Origin of the sequence: Streptomyces sp. NPDC101393, from assembly GCF_044767385.1 — a bacterium.
Classification (GTDB): Bacteria; Actinomycetota; Actinomycetes; order Streptomycetales; family Streptomycetaceae; genus Streptomyces.
Genome location: NZ_JBIWNU010000011.1, coordinates 99616 through 118570, shown reverse-complemented (window position 1 = coordinate 118570; position 18955 = coordinate 99616). Strand labels below are relative to the sequence as shown.

At 70.0% G+C, this 18955-nt stretch carries 19 protein-coding genes and 1 pseudogene; 10 read left to right on the top strand and 10 right to left on the bottom strand.

Annotation, left to right across the window (positions count from 1 at the left end; translation table 11 throughout):
* Window positions 1-114 precede the first annotated feature (114 nt).
* Entirely contained in the window at window positions 115-1395 is a 1281-nt protein-coding gene (locus ACIRQ7_RS31125; RefSeq protein WP_404265951.1) for an ATP-binding protein, read from the bottom strand.
* A 473-nt stretch (window positions 1396-1868) separates the two neighbouring features.
* Between ACIRQ7_RS31125 and ACIRQ7_RS31120 the strand changes: the two genes are divergently transcribed.
* Together ACIRQ7_RS31120 and ACIRQ7_RS31115 are read left to right on the top strand one after the other, a co-directional pair.
* Entirely contained in the window at window positions 1869-2015 is a 147-nt protein-coding gene (locus ACIRQ7_RS31120; RefSeq protein WP_403668898.1) for a hypothetical protein, read from the top strand.
* An 82-nt stretch (window positions 2016-2097) separates the two neighbouring features.
* Complete coding sequence (locus ACIRQ7_RS31115) at window positions 2098-2682, top strand: hypothetical protein (RefSeq protein ID WP_404265950.1); 585 nt, start codon at window positions 2098-2100, stop codon at window positions 2680-2682.
* Between the two features lie 56 nt (window positions 2683-2738).
* Here the strand turns inward: ACIRQ7_RS31115 and ACIRQ7_RS31110 are convergent, their stop codons facing one another.
* Together ACIRQ7_RS31110 and ACIRQ7_RS31105 are read right to left on the bottom strand one after the other, a co-directional pair.
* Window positions 2739-5636: a TIR domain-containing protein gene (locus ACIRQ7_RS31110; protein ID WP_404265949.1), complete on the bottom strand. Its 2898-nt coding sequence runs from the start codon at window positions 5634-5636 to the stop codon at window positions 2739-2741.
* 8 nt (window positions 5637-5644) lie between these two features.
* Window positions 5645-6520, bottom strand: coding sequence for a DUF4231 domain-containing protein (locus ACIRQ7_RS31105; protein WP_404265948.1), 876 nt, complete (start codon window positions 6518-6520; stop codon window positions 5645-5647).
* Between the two features lie 396 nt (window positions 6521-6916).
* Here ACIRQ7_RS31105 and ACIRQ7_RS31100 point away from each other — a divergent pair, with 396 nt between their 5' ends.
* Both ACIRQ7_RS31100 and ACIRQ7_RS31095 read left to right on the top strand, forming a co-directional pair.
* Window positions 6917-7819 (top strand): LysR family transcriptional regulator, encoded by a 903-nt coding sequence (locus ACIRQ7_RS31100; RefSeq protein WP_404265947.1) that lies wholly within the window; start codon window positions 6917-6919, stop codon window positions 7817-7819.
* Between the two features lie 144 nt (window positions 7820-7963).
* Window positions 7964-8353 (top strand): VOC family protein, encoded by a 390-nt coding sequence (locus ACIRQ7_RS31095; protein WP_404265946.1) that lies wholly within the window; start codon window positions 7964-7966, stop codon window positions 8351-8353.
* Window positions 8354-8434: 81 nt separating this feature from the next.
* Here the strand turns inward: ACIRQ7_RS31095 and ACIRQ7_RS31090 are convergent, their stop codons facing one another.
* Window positions 8435-9388: a LysR family transcriptional regulator gene (locus ACIRQ7_RS31090; RefSeq protein WP_404266117.1), complete on the bottom strand. Its 954-nt coding sequence runs from the start codon at window positions 9386-9388 to the stop codon at window positions 8435-8437.
* Window positions 9389-9600: 212 nt separating this feature from the next.
* Between ACIRQ7_RS31090 and ACIRQ7_RS31085 the strand changes: the two genes are divergently transcribed.
* The 3 genes from ACIRQ7_RS31085 to ACIRQ7_RS31075 all read left to right on the top strand — a co-directional run bounded on the left by ACIRQ7_RS31085 (window position 9601) and on the right by ACIRQ7_RS31075 (window position 12383).
* Complete coding sequence (locus ACIRQ7_RS31085; protein WP_404265945.1) at window positions 9601-10524, top strand: ketopantoate reductase family protein; 924 nt, start codon at window positions 9601-9603, stop codon at window positions 10522-10524.
* A 201-nt stretch (window positions 10525-10725) separates the two neighbouring features.
* Window positions 10726-11256, top strand: a complete 531-nt coding sequence (locus ACIRQ7_RS31080) for a GNAT family N-acetyltransferase (protein WP_404265944.1) — start codon at window positions 10726-10728, stop codon at window positions 11254-11256.
* Window positions 11257-11489: 233 nt separating this feature from the next.
* Window positions 11490-12383 (top strand): MOSC domain-containing protein, encoded by an 894-nt coding sequence (locus ACIRQ7_RS31075; RefSeq protein ID WP_404265943.1) that lies wholly within the window; start codon window positions 11490-11492, stop codon window positions 12381-12383.
* A 157-nt stretch (window positions 12384-12540) separates the two neighbouring features.
* Here the strand turns inward: ACIRQ7_RS31075 and ACIRQ7_RS31070 are convergent, their stop codons facing one another.
* From ACIRQ7_RS31070 to ACIRQ7_RS31060, 3 genes are all read right to left on the bottom strand, one after another.
* The gene (locus tag ACIRQ7_RS31070) at window positions 12541-12762 is read right to left on the bottom strand and encodes a hypothetical protein (RefSeq protein ID WP_404266126.1); all 222 of its coding nucleotides are present in this window, start codon (window positions 12760-12762) and stop codon (window positions 12541-12543) included.
* A complete protein-coding gene (locus ACIRQ7_RS31065) occupies window positions 12678-12857 on the bottom strand; it encodes a transposase (RefSeq protein ID WP_404265942.1) in 180 nt (59 codons plus the stop codon). Before ACIRQ7_RS31065 ends, ACIRQ7_RS31070 begins: the two co-directional genes overlap by 85 nt.
* A gap of 200 nt (window positions 12858-13057) precedes the next feature.
* Complete coding sequence (locus tag ACIRQ7_RS31060; protein WP_404265941.1) at window positions 13058-13675, bottom strand: TetR/AcrR family transcriptional regulator C-terminal domain-containing protein; 618 nt, start codon at window positions 13673-13675, stop codon at window positions 13058-13060.
* A gap of 63 nt (window positions 13676-13738) precedes the next feature.
* Here ACIRQ7_RS31060 and ACIRQ7_RS31055 point away from each other — a divergent pair, with 63 nt between their 5' ends.
* Together ACIRQ7_RS31055 and ACIRQ7_RS31050 are read left to right on the top strand one after the other, a co-directional pair.
* Window positions 13739-15205: an FAD-dependent monooxygenase gene (locus ACIRQ7_RS31055; RefSeq protein WP_404265940.1), complete on the top strand. Its 1467-nt coding sequence runs from the start codon at window positions 13739-13741 to the stop codon at window positions 15203-15205.
* 99 nt (window positions 15206-15304) lie between these two features.
* A pseudogene (locus ACIRQ7_RS31050) lies at window positions 15305-15445 on the top strand (IS5/IS1182 family transposase); the annotation flags it as partial.
* Here ACIRQ7_RS31050 and ACIRQ7_RS31045 read toward each other — a convergent pair.
* The gene (locus tag ACIRQ7_RS31045; RefSeq protein ID WP_404265939.1) at window positions 15442-16020 is read right to left on the bottom strand and encodes a hypothetical protein; all 579 of its coding nucleotides are present in this window, start codon (window positions 16018-16020) and stop codon (window positions 15442-15444) included. The pseudogene ACIRQ7_RS31050 and the gene ACIRQ7_RS31045 sit on opposite strands and share 4 nt — an antisense overlap.
* 390 nt (window positions 16021-16410) lie before the next feature.
* Here ACIRQ7_RS31045 and ACIRQ7_RS31040 point away from each other — a divergent pair, with 390 nt between their 5' ends.
* Window positions 16411-17160 carry a vWA domain-containing protein gene (locus tag ACIRQ7_RS31040; RefSeq protein ID WP_404265938.1) on the top strand — a complete coding sequence of 250 codons (750 nt, stop codon included), beginning with the start codon at window positions 16411-16413 and terminating at the stop codon, window positions 17158-17160.
* Window positions 17161-17274: 114 nt separating this feature from the next.
* On the opposite strand, the gene ACIRQ7_RS31035 is transcribed toward ACIRQ7_RS31040, so the two are convergent.
* Window positions 17275-17973 (bottom strand): class F sortase, encoded by a 699-nt coding sequence (locus ACIRQ7_RS31035; protein ID WP_404265937.1) that lies wholly within the window; start codon window positions 17971-17973, stop codon window positions 17275-17277.
* Window positions 17970-18785, bottom strand: coding sequence for a hypothetical protein (locus ACIRQ7_RS31030; protein ID WP_404265936.1), 816 nt, complete (start codon window positions 18783-18785; stop codon window positions 17970-17972). Before ACIRQ7_RS31030 ends, ACIRQ7_RS31035 begins: the two co-directional genes overlap by 4 nt.
* Between the last annotated feature and the right edge of the window lie 170 nt (window positions 18786-18955).

Below are 18955 nucleotides of genomic sequence, written 5' to 3'. Positions count from 1 at the left end.
CGCCCTGCGACGGATACGGCCCCACCGGCCTCGCAGGGTGCCGACTGCCCGTGTGGACACCACGCCCGTGTGGTCACCACGCCCGTGTGGTCACCACGCCGTGAGGCCGTGCCGTCACATGCGGGCGTAGCGCTCGATGTCCTCCCGGAAGGCGGTGATCGCCTCGTCGGTGAGTGCGGGGCGGGTGTCGGCGATGGCGGCCAGGTAGTCACCGGTGTTGGCCGGTGCGCCCTGCCGGTCGGCGACCTCGCGTTCGAACGCGGCATGGGCGCCCTTCCGTGCCGCGAACTCGATGTCGGCCGGGGTGAACATCTCGCTGGCCGCCACCAACCGGGGCAGCTCGACGCTGCCGGCCACCGCGCCGAGGTAGCGCCGCCAGATAGCCGCACGGGCGGCTTGGTCGGGCGGGCCGACCGGGATGACGTAGTCGAAGCGGCCGGGGCGCAGGAACGCCGGGTCAAGGGAGCGGACGGAGTTCGTCGCACAGATCAACAGGCGGTTGTCGTCATCGCGGAAGCCGGGAATCAGCTTGAGCAGCTCATTGGTGACCCCGTGACCGGGGTCGATGGCCTGGCCGGACCGGATACCGGCGATCTCCTCGACCTCGTCGATGAACAGCAGAACGGTGTCCAGGTTGGCCAGGTCGGCGAACGTGTCCCGGAGTGAGGCGGCCAGACCTCCCGCTCCGGCGGCCGCGAGCCGGGAAGGGAAGAGCTCCACGAACGGCCACTCCAGCCGGGAGGCGACAGCCTTGGCGAAGCTCGTCTTGCCGGTGCCCGGCGGGCCGAAGAGGATGACCGCCTTGGGGGGCGTCACTCCGTGTTTCTCGGCCAGAACGGGCTCGGCCAACGGCAGCACGATCCGACGCTCGATGGCGTCCTTCTCCCCGTCCATCCCCGATACGCCACCCCACAGCCCCTGCGGCAACACCCGGCCGCCGAGCTCTGCGAGCAGCCCCGCGTCGCTGGTGGCGAGGTGGTTGACCTTCTCGTAGAAGACGAGTCCGTTCCGCGCCCGGTAGCCGGAGTTCTCCAGGGCCGTGGAACCCGTGGCTCCCGGGGCGAGCAGGGCATTGATCCTGCGTACGCCCCGTACCCGCAACCGCCGTTCGAGTTCGCCGATCAAGGCGCTGCCGATCCCGCGATGACGCCACGCCCCGGCCAGCGCGACCAACGTGATCCAGGCTCGTTCGTCCTGGACCTGCGCCACCGCCATGCCGACGAGTTCCTTGCCGACCACGGCAACCACAGCGGGCCCGCCGGACCGTGCCACGGCCACGACCTCCGAGATGGGGAAGACAGGAGGCGAGTCGTCCTCCTGGCGGTCCTGATCCCAGATCTGGATGGCCCGGTCCAGGTCATCGTCGTGATAGTCCCGCAATCGCCACGTCGGCATCGGCACCACCTCGCCGGCAGGGCGCCACCGGCGCGCCTGTCCTGCGACTCATTGTCCGCGCCGATCAGGCACCCGTCGAACCGGCGGGACCGTCGACGGCCGGCCGCAGGCCCGCACCGGCGCTCCCACTCCCTCACGGATCACCACGTGTGTTCGCCTTCTTGCCGTGGGTTCACCTTTCGTCAGGGAGACGCAGGACGCGTGGGTCCTGGAGGGGCGGTCTCCCGTTGCGGTTGATTGCCCACAGGCGCTGCGCTGCGGACGGCAGGAGGCGCACGCAGTCCGCCCTTGCCAAGGCGCTCAGCAGCGCCGCCATTTGCGCGAGAACGCGCGCGGTGAACGACGGGAACCCGGATGAGGAGGACACTGACCGTATGGCCCTACCGCAAACGCATCATTGCTCAGCCTGCTCGGACGGTGCCGCACTCGACACAGCCCTTCACGAAGACCTCGTCGTCGGAGCGCCGTTGTCCATGGAGGATCTCACCGACGCGCAGCGACTGGACCGGTTCGCCCGCAAGTATGCCCAGGACGGTTGCCAGGTCAGAGAGGTCAGGAAGGTCCCGCACGACAGCTTGAGCGGCTATGCCTGGTCCGTCCGCTTCATCGAGAGTCCGTGACGGTCGATCACCGGGCAGCTCCAGAGATCTGAGCGAACGTCATCGCGCCCGTCGACGCCGTGCCACCTGACACGATGTCCGTATGTCGCATACCCAGCCGATCACGTACGTGCGGATAGCCGAAGTCCTTACCGGCCTCAAAATGATCACCGAAGAGAAGGCCCGGAGCGCACTGGAGGAGGCCGCCACCTACGCGACCGAGCCGATCGCTCCGGGCCACGAGGTCGCCGCCGCCCTCGAATCCTTTGGCGTGGCCGTCTCCATCCACGCCGACGACGTTGACTTCGCCGACGACCACTACGAATGGCTTCTGGGTGAGGCAGCCGACGTCACCGGCGGGCACGTCACCGTCACCAACTACCGCTTCGAGAGGAGGGACGAGGACGACGAGGACAGCGGACCGGGTGTCATGCACTTCGAAAGCAACGGCACGCCCCTGTCCTTCCAGGTGGAGCAGGAGTCGAACGACTACCTGGACATGGGAGCCGCCCAGGCCGCGATCGAAGCGATCAGCCCCCACGACGACCCTCGCGACTTCCGCCGCGTCGACCACGGCTCCACGGATCCCCTCGGAACCCACGACGACATCATGGTCCTGGCCACGGCCGAGCAGCGCGAAGGGCTCCAGCACCACCTGGGCATCAAGTTCGCACTCCCTTTGCACTGAGGTCGTCCACCGAGCGGAAGCCGTGCACCGCACGCCGTCCCTGATGCTCGACGCCGTCAGCGGCACAGGTCTCGATAGGCCAGCCCCGGCGCGTGCAGGAGCCACTGCGTGCGGTCCAGGCTGCCGCCCGCTACCTCGCAGGCCAGGCGCTTCGGGTCGCGGGCGGCGGCGGGCAGCGGCCCCAGGTCCCACAGGCGCAGCCTGCCGTCGCCGCCGCCCGTCAGCAGCGTACGGCCGTCGGGGGTGAACGCCACGTCGTCGACGCTCTCGTCAAGGGACGGCAACTTGCCCGCGATATGGGCGCGTTGGAGGTCGCCGATGTCCCACAGCACCGCCGTGCCCCGATCGTCCGCCTCGGCCAGCAGGTTGCTCTCAGGGTGAAAGGCCGTATGCCCCCCACGCTCGGGCGGATCGGTGAGTGTGACGGCGGGATCGGACAGGGACGTGCCGTTGACCCGGTAGATGCTCTCGCCGACGGCCAGCAGCCCGCGCTTCACGCTGAACGCTGTGTCCTGCTGCAACACCGCCACCGGGTCCCACTTGAGGTGACGGGGCCGGCCCGGGTCGCGCATGTCGAACAGGCCACTGCCCGCCCCCGGAAGGGCGAGCAGGCGGCCGTCCGGGCTGAAGGACACCGCCCCCGCATGCGTGAAGCTCTTGAGGGTGTATGAGCGGCTCTCCACGGCCCGTCCGCCCTTGACGTTCCACAACGTCGCCCAGCCTTCGATCCCTTGGGTGAGCATGGGCTCGTTCCCGGACGTGACCAGGAGCGGGGAATGTGGGCTGAAGGCCAGTGATGCCACCGGGCCCCGGGTGCGCAGGGTGGCGGTCCTGCGGGGGTGGCGCCGCTCCGACGCGTCCCACAGGATGACCCGGCTGGCGCTGTCGCCGCCGGCCAGATAGCGGCCGTCAGCGGAGAACGCCACGTCCGTCATGAGCCCGGAGAAGCCGCGCAGAGTGGACAGTTGACGTGGCCGGTCGGGGTCGGTGATGTCCCACAGCACCAAGGCGCGTGCCCCTGCGGTCGCCGCGGTCCGCCCGTCCGGGGAGACGGCCACGGCTGCCACGCCCACCGGGTCGGCGGCTGCCTCGGCGCGTTGCCACGGACCGGGTCCGGAGTCCATGCGCCAGCTGGCGACCGTGCCGCGGCTGTCGACTTCTTGGATCTGCCGTCCGTCAGGTGTGAAGGCGACATCCTCACCCGAACCCAGCTCGCCGTCGAGCAGCTTCCCCCGGGCACGCGGTGTGCCGGGGCGCGAGAGGTCCCAGCGCACCGCGCCTCCGCTGCCGTCGAACGTGACCGCTGCTGTGCCGTCGGGCCCGAAGGCGGCCGCGTTCACGACCCCCCGGTGGCCGCGGAGCTTGCTGAGCAGTTGTGGTGCGTGTCCGGGGCGGATGCGCCAGACGTAGGCGGTCCTGGTGTTACTGCTGATCAGGGTGCGGCCATCGGGACTGAAGTCGAGGACCCCGCCCCAGGGGGTGTCACGCCCCATGCGGCGCGGACGGGTCGGGTCGGAGGTGTCCCACGCGGTCATCCCACTGCCGTGCTCAATGGTGACCTTCCCGCTGTCCGCCTCCTCGACCATGAGTTTGCCGGTGGCGCTCACGACGGTCCTGCCGTCGGGGCTCATCCGGACTTCCGCAGCGTCGTAGATACCGGTCACCGAGCCGAGGCGACGTGGCCGGTCCGGGCCCGCCACATCCCACAGGTCCAGCCGGCCACTGCTGCCCTTGCCGTCGCGCACGGTCGCCAGCGTCCGGTCGCCGTCGCCGAATCCGCCGCCGTCCAGGCCCGTCGCTCCGGGCAGGGCCGGCAAGGCCCGCGGCGTGCCGGGGGAGGAGATGTCCCACAGGGCATGACCCTTGGTGGCCGCCACGAACAGCGTACGGCCGTCCCGGCTGAAGGTGACGTCCTTGATGTCCCCGCGCGGGGGCGTGAGGCGGTGCAGCAGTCGGCGCCGCCCCGGCTGCGACACGTCCCAGAGCGTCAGCTTGCCCTCTTCCGCGGTGGCCAGGACGCCCGCGTCGTCCGAGAACCGCCGGACGACCATGCCGCTCTCGTCCGGCCCTTGGGACGTACCCGCGTACGGCGTGCGCCGCAGGACGTCGACCAGAGCCGCGCGGGTCTCCGTGGTGGGACGCACGCTGTACGCGGTCAGGCCGAGCCGGACGGCGGTGCGCGGGTCGTCCGCCAGACGGCTCTGCGATTCGGCGAGCAGCGCACGCACCGTGGCCAACCGCCGTTGCCCGTCAGCCTCTTTGCGCCGGCGCTCGGCCTCGTCGCCGCGCACCTGCGCCATGATGCCGAAGACGAGCGAGGCGACGAGGAAGAAGGCCATGCCCCAGGTCAGCCCGCGCCGCACGCCGACCGTTCTGGCGTGCTGGCGTGCCTCCTCGCTGTCGAGTGCGTCCTTGCTCACGCCGTGCAGGGCCGCGGCCAGGGTGCCGACGTCCCTTCGGAACCGGGCGTGCCCCAGGACCAGTTCGGTCTCGCTGCGGGCCCAGGTCAGGTCGACCCACAGGGGTTCGGCCTCAAACCATCCGTACAGCTCGGGCGGCAGGGCGGTGGTGCGTGTCCGGTCGAAGTTCCCTGCGGCGTGGTCCCAGTGGATCGCGCCGCTGGTGAGCACGATGAGCAAGGTGCCGGGCTCGCGGTGCTGTTTCCAGTGGGCGATCTCCCGCCCCACCCAGCGGGAGCGGGCGGCCTGCGGTGAGGCGAGCAGGACGAGATGGCGGCTCGCGCCCAGCTTGGCCTCGATGGTGGCCCACAGGTCCGGACCGGCCTCCAAGGAGGACTGGTCACGGAAGATCCGCAGGGCGCGCGGACGATTCCACGGCTTGGCCAGACGGCTCAGCGCCCGGTGCACGGCCGGTGCCGTCTGAGCGTCGGCTCCGTGGCTGTAGGAAAGGAAGGCGTCGTAGACGTATCCGTCCGCCTGGTGGGTCGATGGCATCGTCTGCCTCACATGTGGGAAGCGCGCCACAGGGTGTGCTCACGCGAGACGGCGTCCTCGGCGTTCGCCACGAAGGTCGCCCATTCCGCCTCGGTGACCGGCCGTTGGGCGCGGAAGGCGATCGTCGCCAACTCGTGCCGAGCGACGGCGTACGCGATGGCGAGGGTCTTGTGCTGCTTGGTCTGCACCCACGCGGTGCCTCCCGCGGCGAGGGCCGCGCACACGCCGAGGAGGTCCACGTCGATGACGCCCGTCACCTTCGCGACGCCCGCGCAGACGCCGAGCAGTTCGAGCACCGTGAGGGTCAGCGCCCACACGGTGCCTTTGCGCTCGTTCCACCGCGACTTGGTCCCGTACCACGCACGCTGGTTCTCGATGCGCTCCCGCAGGTAGATCGCCCGGCGTTCGTCCAGGGGCAGCTGACGCATCCGCGTCATCTCGGGGGTGACCTGCTCCGGGGTGCCCCCGTCGGGGACGAGCCAGGCGGCCTCGACATCGTTCTCGATCTCCGTGAACCGGGTCAGCAGCAGCTCGGCGGCGGATTCGGTCGAGGTCTCCTCGGTGCCCATCGGGCTGCCGCCGACCATGTAGCGCCAGGTGAGCGTCTTGGCCGATTCGGCGACCGCGCGCCCTTGGTACCAGATGCGGTCCGGGCGTTCCTTGAGCAGATACACCTCGGTGACCACCGCCGTGCAGAACGCCATCACCGATGCGGCGGCGGCGATGTCCGCGCCGTTGACCTGCCAGGTGAAGACCCCCAGCGCGGCCGCCGCGATCAGCGCGCCCAGCTGGCACTTGGTCGCCAGCAGATAACGCCGCTGGCCCTTCAAGGAGTTGGCGTCGGACGCCCGGAAAAGCGCCGGAAAGTCCTCGTATGCTGGCATTGCCCCCCGTTCGATGGTCGCACCTGCTCGGCTACCGAAGCCACATGATCGCAGACGGCGATCCGGGTGTCCCGCGAAGTCCCCTGCGACCAGGGTGACTTCGGCCATGCTCGGGCAGGGGGTGCCACCCCGCCCCCTGGCCACCCCGCCCCCTCACCTCGACTGCCGGAACGCGGCAGAGGCGGCGGACCAGAGCCGGCGGACCGGAATCAGTGGTCCACAACCAGCGGACCCGGCGGCCTGCGGCGCGGCGACTGGACCGGGAGACGGGATGCGGGCAACGAAGCCGAGGTGCGGGATGCGGGATACGGAGACGAGCCGAGGTGCGTGGCCCCCCGACGAAGCCGCACCTCCATACGAAAAATGCATCCACGCGGCCACCTATACGCTGAACGTATGGACGCGAAGCGCGAGAGCACCGCCGCCTTGGAGCTGAAGCACCTGCGGTGCCTGGTCTCCATCATCGACACGGGCAGTTTCACCGATGCCGCCCTTCAGCTCGGCCTCTCCCAGGCCGCGGTCTCCCGCACCCTCGCCGCCCTGGAAGACCTCCTCGGGGTGCGGCTGCTGCACCGCACCAGCCGCAGCGTCGCCCCCACCACCGCAGGCGTCCAGGTCCTCGCCCGCGCCCGGGTCCTGCTCACCGGCGCCGACGAACTCGTCCGCGAAGCCACCACCGGCCACAATCGCCTGCACATCGGCCACGCCTGGTCCGCCTTCGGCCACCACACCACCGAATTCCAGCGCCGCTGGCACGATCAGCACCCCGAGACCGAACTGCGTCTCATCCGCCAGAACACCCCCACCGGCGGCCTCGCCGAAGGACTCTGCGACCTCGCTGTCATCCGTGCCCCGATCGACCTGAAAGCGTGGTCCCACGCCCTGGTCGGCCACGAGACCCGCTGCGTCGCCATGGCGTCCGACGATCCCTGGGCCCGCCGCCGCAGCATCCGCCTGGACGAGATCCCCGACCGCACCCTGGCCATCGACCGCCGCACCGGCACCACCACTCTCGACCTGTGGCCCGCACCCGAGCAGCCCGCCGTCGAGTACACCCAGGACATCGACGACTGGCTCGCCGCCATCGCCACCGGTCGCTGCATCGGCCTCACCGCGCAGGCCACCGCCGCCCAGTACCGCCGCGACGGCATCACCTACCGCCCCCTGCGCGACGCGCAGCCCCTACCCGTCCACCTCATCTGGCGCACCCACGATCCCCACCCCGCCACCCACACCGCCATCGCCCTCGCCAAGGTCCTCTACCGCGAGGACCGCAGCGCCCCGCGCGCGCAGAGATGACCCGACAGGCAGAGCCGCAGCCCGCATCGCCTTCCGCCGGCTGACTGCGTAGCGACTGTCGGCTACCATCTACGGCGACATCGCGTGCCGGTCACCGGCTGGGTGAGGCATGGAGGTGTCGGGAGATGCCCTCGGAGGCATTCCTTGTCAGTTGAGTTGAACCACACGATCGTTCACGCCCGGAACAACCGGGAATCCGCAGAATTTCTCGCGGGCCTGCTCGGCCTTGAGATCACGGCCGAGTGGGGCCCGTTCATCGCGGTCGGCCTGAGCAACGGCGTCACACTGGACTTCGCCACCATCCCGGCGGAGAAGATCACACCCCAGCACTACGCCTTCCTGGTCTCCGAGGCGGAGTTCGATGCGGCATACGCGCAGATCAGGCAGCGTGGCATCGAGCACTACGCCGACCCTCACCAGAAGCAGCCCGACGCGATCAACCACCACGACGGCGGCCGCGGCGTGTACTTCATGGACCCAGCGGGCCATGGCATGGAACTCATCACCGTGCCGTACGGCGGCTGGACCGCGTAACGCAGCGCCGAGGGCCGCACCGGAACCGGTGCGGCCCTCGGCGCTGCATGCGCCAAGCACGATCACGGCCGGCGCCTGCGGTCACTGCACGACAGGATCGAGATCCACGTCATCGGCAGCCGCTGCGGCGACGTCCCCAGAGGCCGGCCGGCACTGCTGTCCGACCAGGTTGGCGAATGCGCGGGCCAGCGGGGTGAGCGCTTCCCAGCGGCGGACCGCCCAGCCGACCGACAAGGGTGGCAGATCCGGCAGGGGAAGGAACCGCAGCGGGCTGCCCGCCGCCTCGGCGGAGCCCTGACCTGGCAGAGCGGGGACGACCGCGTGCCCTACGCCCAGCCCGGCCAGCAAGATCGCGGTGTCCCAGTCGGCAACGCTCGTGTCCGAGGTGAGGTGGATGCCCAGGCGGGCGAAGGCGGTGTCCAGATGGCCGCGTGAGGAAGAGTTCTCCGGCAGCCGGATGTGCCTGACCGCCGCGAGGTCGGCGGCAGTGATCCTCGGCCGGTGGGCGAGAGGATCGTCGGCGCGCACGGCCAGCACCCACGGCAGTTCCACCACGGGACGTTGCTCGATGCCCCGTACCGGCCCACCGACGGTGACCCAGGCCAGATCAACCGCGCCCTCGGCGAGCGCATCGAAACAGCTTCGGCTGGAGGTCTCCGTCCGGAACTCCAGGATCGCCCCCGGATGATGCGTGCGGAAGGCGACGACGGCCTCGGACATGAAGTGGCGCACCGTCGTGGCGCCCGTCGTCACCCGGACCGATCCGGCGTCGCCACGCGCCAGTTCGCCGAGTCGACGCAGGGCCAGGTCCAGCCCGGCGATCCCGTCCACGGCCGCTCTCCGGAGCACCCGCCCCTCGGGGGTGGGAACGACTCCGCGCGGCCGACGCTCCAGCAGCTGCACGCCCGTGGCCCGTTCGAGCCGTTTCACGTGCTGGCTCACGGCGGACTGGGTGCAGGACAGATCACGGGCGACGGCGCTCAGGCTTCCCGCCTGACAGACCGCCACGAAGACTCGCAGATCGTCGAAGGTCATGGGCACACAGGCCAAGGTAGGCGAGCGCCACTCCCAAGGCTTTCCTTGGGGGTACGCAAGGAAATCCGAGGATTGACTTGCCTTTTGGGGTTCCTCGATGCTTGTCCCGGGCCCAGGGCGGCAACCCGTCCCGTGCCTGCTGCCGTGTCCGGACGGGCGCGGGCGGCGGGACGGGTGCCGACCCACACGCTGAGAGGAACACCCACCCACCCATGTCCCACACCGAACCGCTCACCCCGGACCCCGCCCCGATCGCATCCCCCTCAACCGTGGCCGTGCTCGGCCCCGGAGGGGTAGGCGGCCTGCTGGCCGCGCTGCTCTCCCGCGCCGGGCACCGCGTGATCTGCATCGCCGGCGACGCGACCGTACGCGCACTGCGTCACCACGGCATACGCGTGTCCAGCGGGCATTTCGGCGACTTCACCGCCGCCGTCGAGGCGGACACCGCCCTACGCGAGCCCGCCGACCTGTGCCTGGTGACGGTCAAGCACACCACGCTCGACGCGGCTCTCGACCGCGTCCCGCCCCCTCTCCTCAACGACTGTGTCGTCCTTCCCCTGCTCAACGGCATCGAGCACACGGACATCCTGCGGGCACGCTACGGCGCACGGCGGGTGGTACCGGCCGTGATCCGCGTCGAGTCCACCCGCACCGCTCCCGGAGTCGTCGTGCACGGCAGCCCCTTCGTGGACATCGACCTGGCGGGTCCGCAGGGACGTCTCGGCCCGCTCGCCACCATGCTCACCGCCGCCGGCGCGACCACCCGCGTCATCCCTGACGAGAACGCCGTCCTGTGGGCCAAGCTGGCTTTCCTGGCTCCGTTCGCGCTGCTCACCACCCGCTACCGCCTGCCGATCGGCAACATCCGGTCCGAGCGACGCGAGGAGCTGACAGCCATGGTCGAGGAGACCACCGCTGTGAGCCGGGCCTGCGGCGGGCCGGCGGACACCGCCCAGATCCTGGCGCGCTACGACGCCTTCCCACCCGGCAGCAAGTCCTCCATGCAGCGCGATGCGGAGGCGGGCCGCCCGCTGGAACTCGACGCGATCGGGGGAGCCCTCCTGCGAGCGGCCGAGCGACACGGCATCCCGATACCGCTCACCACCCGGCTGGTGACGGAACTCGCAGCCGAATGAACCCTGCTGATACGGCGACCACAAGGTCAGAAGGTGCCGTGTCAGCATGTCGCCGGTGGCGGATTCTCAGCATCCGCCACCACAGGCAGTGCCGCTTCCGAACTGACGCACCATGCCCGCAAAGGACGGCGGCCCGGAGATGCAGTAACTGTGCACGACCACGTCCTGGCCACGCTCGTCACCAGTGCTTAAGCTCCCGCCGTGAACGACACCACACCTGGCATACAGATCAGACCAGGCAGTCCGGCCGATGCTCCGGCCATTTTGGCCATGCTCGACTCCGCGGTGGTCTGGATGAACGCTCGCGGGAATACCGAGCAGTGGGGTACGACACCGTATTCGCGGAAGCCCGGCGGGGTGGCGCGGGTCGAGCGGTACACGACCGAGAACGCCCCGTACATCGCGGAGTTGGACGGAGCGGCGGTCGGCGCCCTGGTATTGGATTCCGGGCCCAGCCCGCAGATGCCGATCGCGCCCGCCGAGGAACCCGAGCGGTACATCCGGCTGCTGGTCTCCGACTGTCGCCACGCCGGACTGGGCATCGGGGCGGCTCTGCTGGCCCACGCCGCCGAGGAGACCCGGCGGGTCGGAGTGGATCTGCTGCGGGTCGACTGCTGGGCGGGTGGTGGGGGCGAACTGGTCGCGTTCTACGAGCGCAACGGATTCACCCCCACCCAGTCTTTCCTGTCCGGCGCCTGGCCGGGACAGGTGCTGGCCAGGCGGGTGGGCTGACGGAGCGGCAGGACGGCCGGCGACGGGCGCGTCCGGGGCCCATGTTGCACCCCGGGCCCATGTATCGACTTCCTGCCGGTCGGACCATGCCAGGGGTCTCCACCCGTCGGCGATGCCGCCCGGAGTGACGCCATCACCCCATCCGGACGGACGTCATCAAGCCATCCGGTCCGACGGCATCACCCCATCCGGGCCGGCGTTCTAATCTGGCTGCCGATCGAAGGAGGCGGCACATGTCCGGCGTCACGGAACTGATCTGCTACCCCGTCAAGGGGTGCGCGGGCACGTCGATGAACGATGCGCTCCTCACGCCAGCAGGCCTTGCCCACGACCGCAGCTTCATGGTCATCAGCGAGGACGGGGTCTTTCGCACCCAGCGACGCCACCCCCGCCTCGCCCTGGTCCAGCCCACCATCAGCACCGACGGCACCCGGCTCACGCTCGACACTGCAGACACCGCCGACTCAACGGTCCGTCACGGCACGGTGGGCATCGAGGTGACCACGTCAGCTCCGCGCCGCGACGTCGACCTTTTCGGCGCCCCCTTCCAGGGGATCGACCAGGGCGACGACGCCGCCGCCTGGCTCTCGGACTTTCTCGGCAGTCCCAGCCGCCTGGTCCGCGTGCCACCGGAGCACGACCGGATCGCCGACGGTCTGATACCCGGCCCCTCCGGCTACGCCGACAGCAGCGCCGTACACCTGATCTCCTGTTCCTCCCTCACGCTCCTCAACCGGAAGATGGCCGAACGCGGCGGCGCCCCGCTGCCGATGAACCGCTTCCGCCCGAACATCGTCGTCGACAGCCGCCCCGACGACAGCCACGGCCATGACAGCGACGGCGGCGACTGGGCGGCCGTACCGCACACCGAGGACCGCGCCCGCCGCATCAGCATCGGGGAGGGCGAGTTGGGCTACGCCAAGCTCGCGGTGCGCTGCGCGGTCACCCTGGTCGACCAGGAGGCCGGGGCGCGGCAGGGGCGGGAGCCGCTGCGCACGCTCGCCGACTACCGGAGAGCGGCGAGCGGGGGAGTGGTTTTCGGCGCGAAATTCTCCGTGGTGCGACCGGGAAAGCTGTCGGTGGGCGACGAAGTGAGCGTTCAGGAGTGGGGCGACGCCGAACGGTAAAACCTGGCGGAACGAGATCGTCGAGATCGTCGATCTCATGGAGGTCATCGGGGTCATCGAGATCACGTCAAGCGACCGCGGCAGGGCCGGGTCGGGCCGGTCCGCGGGCTTCTGGAGCAGACTTTGACGCCTGCGCCCAGGAGTTGTCGTCAAGGTGTCACGCCCACATCAGCAGCGAGGCGAGGGTTACGGCTGCCCGGTAGGACTCGGCGGCCTTGTCGTAGCGGGTCGCGATGCCGCGCCCTTGCTTCAAGCGGGTGAAGGACCCGATGCGGGGCACCCGTATCGCCTCCCTCACGGCGGTGAACTGGGTGCATTCATGGGTGTTCCCGCCGGTGAGATCGAAGGCGAGCGGTGGAAGGTGCCGTCCATTGCCCATCGGCGGAAGCGAGTGTGCAGCGTGGCCCAGGATCCGTACCGCTCCGGTACGTCCCGCCAGGCCGTGCCCGTCCGAAACGTCCAGACGATCCCCATGCGATGAGGGCGTCGACTCGCCCCCCCCCGGCGAGAGCGCGCGTGTCGCGCGGGTCAAGGTGCCGGGTGCGGACCTGGACAGGACCTGGTCGGCGCTTGATCTCCTTGATCCAGAACTTCCGCGCGCGGGTCTCCCGCGAGGACCGGGCCGGGCCCTCCGTCGAGGGTGGAGAGCCCGGCCGTTGGGGCGCCGTTCCGTTTCACACCCCCAGGATGCGGGAGAGTCCGTAGTCGAAGCGCTCGTCGAAGGAGGTGTCCTCGAAGTACGCGGCGGCTCGGGACAGTGAGGGGTATTCGCCCGTGTCCAGCTGTCGTGCGAACGCCGGGCCCATCGCGTCAGGAAGCGCCTGTTCCTCCTGAGCCAGCCCCAAGGCGAAGTAGACAAGGCTCCAGCCGGTCCAGACCGCCTCGCGTTCCGCGAGACCGCCGGCCAGCAGCGCCTCGGTCATCAGGTCGGCGAAGCGGAGCGTGGCGGGTTCGGCGGCGTACGTACCGGCCACGATCCTGGCACCGTCCCGGTGGGCCAGCAGGGCGCGGCGGTAGCGATGGAGCAGTTCGCGGACCCGTGGTTCCCAGGGCTCGGGCAGTCCGTCCACCGGCGCCCCGGCCACGATCGCGTCCGCCATCAACTCCGACAGCCGCGCCTTGGTCTTCGCATGCCAGAGCACTGTGTTCATCCGGACGCCGAGCCGGTCCGCGATGCCGCGGATCGAGAGCCCGTCCGCGCCTTTCTCCTCCAGCAGTTCCAGGGCCGTTCGCACCACCGTTGCGGGGTCGAGACGAGTCCGGGCGAGATCCTCCGCTTGCTTCTTGGTCACCGACCTAGTCTACTGGGCGCACCCCGTCTTGGTCACTGACCAAGACATTCTTGAGGAGCTGCCATGGAGCACGAGCACGTAGTCATCGCGGGAGGCGGCCCCACCGGGCTGTGGCTGGCCGCCGAACTGCGGCTGGGCGGGACCCCCGTCACCGTCCTGGAAACCCGCCGCGAGCGGGATCCCCACTCCAAGGCCCTCACCATCCATCCGCGCACACTGGAGGCCCTGGCCACCCGGGGCGTGCTGGAACCCTTCCTCGCGGCGGGGCGGCGCATCCCCAGCGGCCACTTCGGGGGGCTCGACGACCGGATGGACTTCGGGGTCCTCGACACCCCCTACCCCTTCACACTCGCCCTGCCGCAGGCCCGCACCGAGGAGCTGCTGGAGGAGCACGGGAAGGCGGCCGGAGCCAACATCCGGCGCGGGCACCAAGTGACCGGACTTACCCAGGACAATGACGGGGTGAACGTCGAGGCAACCGGCCCCGACGGGCCGTACACACTGCGCGCCGACTACCTCGTCGGCTGCGACGGCACCCGAAGCACCGTGCGCGAAGCGGCGGGCATCGACTTCCCCGGCGACGACGCAACCAGCTGGGGCTTCCTGGGCGACGTCGTCCTGGACAGCCCGCCACAGGAAGGGGTGCTCGCCGTGTCAGGCCCGACCGGCGGCGTCATGATTGTCCCGATGCCGGGCGGCATCCACCGGATCGTCGGCGGTGACCCGGACAGTACCGGCACCGGCTACCCCGGCGAACTCACCCTCGACGGGCTGCGCGCCAAGGTGACCCGGATCGCCGGCACCGACTTCGGCATGCGTGACCCGAGCTGGCTCTCCCGGTTCGGCAACGCCGCCCGCCAGGCCGCCGAGTACCGCAGAGGCCGCGTCCTCCTCGCGGGCGACGCGGCACACATGCACTTCCCGGCCGGAGGTGTGGGCCTCAACGTCGGCATCCAGGACGCCACGAACCTCGGCTGGAAACTGGCCGCCACAGTGGCAGGCACCGCCCCCGCCGGGCTCCTGGACAGCTACCACGCCGAACGCCACCCGGTCGGCGCCGACCTACTGCTCAGCACCCGCGCCCAGACGGCACTGATGAACGCCTACTCGGCGGAGGGCCAGGACCTGCGCGCACTCCTGAGCCAACTCATCGCCACCGTACCCGAGTTCTCCCGAAGCCTGGCCGAACGGCTCTCCGCACTGGCCGTCACCTACCCGGGCCCCGCACACCACCACCCCCTGACCGGTCACCGCGCACCCAACCTCGAACTCTCCAACACCACGGACCTCTTCACACTGCTCCGGACCGGCCGCCACGTCCTGCTGCACTTCACCGGCACCCCGGCGCCGCCCTCCACCCCCCACACGGTCACGCACACAGCACACCGGCCCGACCCACGCCCCGCCTGGTCCACCGTCCGTGCCGCGCTCATCCGCCCCGACGGCCATGTCGCCTGGGCGAGCGAACAGTCCGACGCCGAAGTTCTGCGGGCCGAGGCGCACGCGGCGGTATCCGCGACTCACCGTTGACCCGGACGCCGTCGCTGTCCACGGCCCCCCGGCCGTCGGACCGTTCGCACCGGCCACAAAGTAAGGCGGGACCACCCGCCGGCCGTCGACAACCACCTCTACAAGCAGCGCAACGTCGTCGAGCGCTGCTTCAACCGCTTGAAGCAGCGCCGAGGGATCGCCACCCGCTACGACACGACCGCCGAGTCCTACCAAGCGGCCGTGCCGGATGTGGGCGTGACACTTGACGACAGACCCTAGGGGAGCCAGCGGTTGAGTGTGGCCTGGAAGCCGGCGACGCGGGCGTTCCAGACGTCCTCGATCTTCCCGGTGTCGTCCGGGCCGGTGACTCCGGCAACCGTGTTGGGCTGCACGCCGTACTCCGAGATGAAGCCGTCGAGAGCCATGCGGTACTCCACGGTGCCTTCATCCGTGCACAGTTGGTGTCGGGCTTCGTTGGTGAGCTGGTCGGTTCCGGTCACGGCCCGGCGCGCTTCGCCCTGGGCGTCCTTGGGGTCGTCGGCGGTACCGAAGATCACCGGAAGGACCTGGAAGTTCTCGGTGAGTTCGTCCTGGATCCTTTGCTCGAAGTCGTCTTGAGTGCAGAACGCCTCGTCGATCGTGCCGAGGTCGCGGATGAAGTCCTCGTCCGTGCGGTGGGCGTAGCCGTCGGGCAGGTCGGGGCCGGCGAAGGAGTTGGCGAGCAGGATCGAAGTGACCGGGCGGGTGGGGAGGTTCGGTGCGGTCGCGGCCTGCGCGATACCTGCCGGGGTCAGAAAGGCGATGACCGCGCAGGCGGCCAAGGCAAGGGCTGGGGTAGGGGAGGGTGTCTTCAACGAGTCTCCCTGTGGTGCGGGCACCTCGTCGCGAGATGCGATCGAGAATCCCCTACCCTCGCGATGCGGAACTACCAGGCATTTGAAGGGAGTTCGCTCGTGTGGGGGACGTTTCGCGTGCCTGTTTGCTCGGCGTCTGCGTCGGAAAGTGCGGCGCGGATCTCTCGGCCTGCACTGCTTCCGCTGTCGAGGAAACGACATTGCAGGGCGAAGGGGCAGGAAGTCGCGGCATCCCGTGCTGACGAGGCAAGATCTCAGGGGAGCGCCCTGTATCCCCAGCAGGCCGGAGTTGCTCTCCACGACGACGGCGCGTGAGGGGACCTGAGCAACTCCCCGTTGGGCAGGCGCACTTGCCAGGGCGAGGACGACGAAGGGTGGGCAGGCAGGGTGATGACGACACGGACGGGTGCCACGAGGGTGAGTCTGGAGAAGGTGCAGGCGAACGCGCCGGGGCTGGTCGACCTCTACAAGAGCGCCGGTATCAGCCTCCGGAAGCACGGGCTGGACGGCGAGCGGGCCGCTGTCTATCTGGTCCTCGACCGCTCCGGTTCCATGCGCCCGTACTACCAGGACGGCGCCGTCCAGCATCTGGCCGAGCAGGTCCTCGGTCTGTGTGCCCACCTCGACGACGACGGCTCCGTGCCGGTCGTCTTCTTCTCCACCGACGTCGACGGCACCGCGGACTTCGGGCTGGACAACTACGGGGGACGGATCGCCGAACTGCACCAGGGTCTCGGGCACATGGGGCGCACCAACTACCACTGGGCCATGGACGCCGTCATCGACCACCACCTCGCCACCGGCAGCACCGCTCCGGCTCTGGTCATCTTCCAGACGGACGGCGGACCCACCAGCAAGGCCGCCGCCGAACGTTATCTGTGCAAGGCCGCGAGACTCCCGCTGTTCTGGCAGTTCGTCGGTTTCGGCGACCCGGAGGACAACGAGTTCCGGTTTCTGCACAAGCTCGATGACCTCGCCGTACCGGGCAAGCGCATCGTCGACAACGCCGGTTTCTTCCACGCCGGCCGGGACCCCCGCGCGCACACCGACACCGCCCTGTACGACCACTTGCTGAGCGAGTACCCCCACTGGCTGACCGCCGCTCGGACAGCGGGGATCGTGGACAGTCCGGCGCGGTGAGCCGCCCGAGGGCGATCGGAGTGGTGCCGGCCCCGCGTCGGCAGGGGAAGCGGTGAGCGGCCCGGTCACCCGTGCGGGGGCGCCGGACCGCCGGTCGGCTCTCAGAGGGTCGGCTTACGCACTGCCCTCCAGGCTGGCGAACACCACCACGTTGTCGGGGTAGTAGTGCTGGCCCTCGTCGTACTGCCCTCCGCAGGTGATCAGGCGGAGGCCGGCGTGGTCGAGGTTCTTGTACACCTCGACCGTGGGGAACTTGTTCTTCGGGTACTGGGCGACGCGGTCGACGGTGAACTTCGCCGTCTTCCCGTCCTGCCGCGCGACCTCGATGGTGTCACCGGCCTTCATCGTCGACAGCTTCTCGAACACCGACGGCTTGCCGTTCCAGCTGACATGACCGGCGATCACGGCCGGCCCCCGGGAGCCGGGCGTCGGCCCCGGCTGATACCAGCCCGCCTTGTCGGGATCACGCGGGGTCTCCATGGCCCCCTTCTCGTTCTGCCGCAGGGTCTCCAGCGTGGAGGACACCTGGAGCGAAGGGATGGAGAGCCGCTCGGGAACCGACTTCGGCATACCGGCGGCAGCCTGGTTCCCGGAGCCGCCTCCACCCGCCGCGTCGTGGGACGAGCCCCCGCCCTGGGCAGGAGGCTGCCCTGCGGGGAGCGATCGGGGCGGCGCCGTTTCCTGCGCACCGCACCCTGCTACCAGCGCGGTTGCCGATACCGCGGCGAGGGCGAAGCCGGTGACGCGGTGGCCCCGGCGGCGTACGGCGCTCACGCTGTCCTCGGCCACGGTGTCCTCGCTCCGGCGGCTCACGCGGCGCTCCCGGTACGCCCGGTGACCGGCGCGGTCTTCCGCCGCCGCGCGACGGCCAGTGCGCCGGTGATCGCCACGAAGGCGACACCTCCGGCACCCATCATCGCGACCGGAACGCCCTGCTCCTCGGAGGGCCCGGTCCCGGTCTCGACCCCGCCGACCGGAATGGAACCCACCGCGGCGCCCTGGACCTCGCCGCAGTTGGTGGGGGCGGTGGCCTCCTGGGGGAGCTTGGGGTCGAGTTCGCTCTTGCCCGCACCGTCGAAGTCGTACTTGTTGTTGCCGTTGCGGTCGATGCCGTGCTGCACGATGTGCAGGTCCTTGATGTGATCGACCACGGCCTGGGAGACGGAGAGCGTGCGCTCGTAGGAGACCTTGCCCTGCGCGTCCGCCACCGGCATGCGGTCGACGGCGAGACCGCTCTTCATGTCCGTGGGGCCCTTGGTGGTGAGGGAGATATTGATGTCGCCGTAGTCGACCGTGGCTTCGGTGTTGTTGAGGACTCCGTCGCCGTCCGTGTCATCGCTCGCATCCGGGCAGTGGAAGTCATGGCCGTCGGTGGAGCCGTGGAGGTGCTGGGCGGAGGGCTGCCCGGGGACGAGCCCCTCGGACTCGATCTTCACGGTCAGGCGGTTGCCTTGGAGACTGAGCATCGCCGTGCCCTTGGAACCGGAGTCGTTCAACTGCGCCAGATTGATCTGGAACGCTCCGGTGCCCTCGGCGGCGGCCTGGGAGGACGCGCCCACGGCGAGGGCCAGGGCGGCGGGCAGAGCGACGAGTATGGCGAGGCGGCTGGTGCGCTTGGCTATCACGTTCGTTCCTTTTCCGGCGGCCTCCGCAGGGGGAAGGGGGGACCGCACATCGTCCAGGTTCGAGAGCGGCACCCCGGTGGGGCGCCGACCTGTATTCGGAGCCGCAACTCCGCTGGATTGGTGCGGTGTTGGAAAACTTCTGACGGATCTCGGGACGGGCCGCCGACCTG

Coding starts and splice junctions, on each gene's coding strand:
- ACIRQ7_RS31100 (WP_404265947.1), top strand. CDS start 6,917: ATGGACGCGAAGCGCGAGAGCACCGCCGCCTTGGAGCTGAAGCACCTG.
- ACIRQ7_RS31115 (WP_404265950.1), top strand. CDS start 2,098: ATGTCGCATACCCAGCCGATCACGTACGTGCGGATAGCCGAAGTCCTT.
- ACIRQ7_RS31055 (WP_404265940.1), top strand. CDS start 13,739: ATGGAGCACGAGCACGTAGTCATCGCGGGAGGCGGCCCCACCGGGCTG.
- ACIRQ7_RS31090 (WP_404266117.1), bottom strand. CDS start 9,388: ATGACCTTCGACGATCTGCGAGTCTTCGTGGCGGTCTGTCAGGCGGGA.
- ACIRQ7_RS31085 (WP_404265945.1), top strand. CDS start 9,601: ATGTCCCACACCGAACCGCTCACCCCGGACCCCGCCCCGATCGCATCC.
- ACIRQ7_RS31105 (WP_404265948.1), bottom strand. CDS start 6,520: ATGCCAGCATACGAGGACTTTCCGGCGCTTTTCCGGGCGTCCGACGCC.
- ACIRQ7_RS31120 (WP_403668898.1), top strand. CDS start 1,869: ATGGAGGATCTCACCGACGCGCAGCGACTGGACCGGTTCGCCCGCAAG.
- ACIRQ7_RS31075 (WP_404265943.1), top strand. CDS start 11,490: ATGTCCGGCGTCACGGAACTGATCTGCTACCCCGTCAAGGGGTGCGCG.
- ACIRQ7_RS31125 (WP_404265951.1), bottom strand. CDS start 1,395: ATGCCGACGTGGCGATTGCGGGACTATCACGACGATGACCTGGACCGG.
- ACIRQ7_RS31065 (WP_404265942.1), bottom strand. CDS start 12,857: ATGGGGATCGTCTGGACGTTTCGGACGGGCACGGCCTGGCGGGACGTA.
- ACIRQ7_RS31040 (WP_404265938.1), top strand. CDS start 16,411: ATGACGACACGGACGGGTGCCACGAGGGTGAGTCTGGAGAAGGTGCAG.
- ACIRQ7_RS31070 (WP_404266126.1), bottom strand. CDS start 12,762: ATGGGCAATGGACGGCACCTTCCACCGCTCGCCTTCGATCTCACCGGC.
- ACIRQ7_RS31110 (WP_404265949.1), bottom strand. CDS start 5,636: ATGCCATCGACCCACCAGGCGGACGGATACGTCTACGACGCCTTCCTT.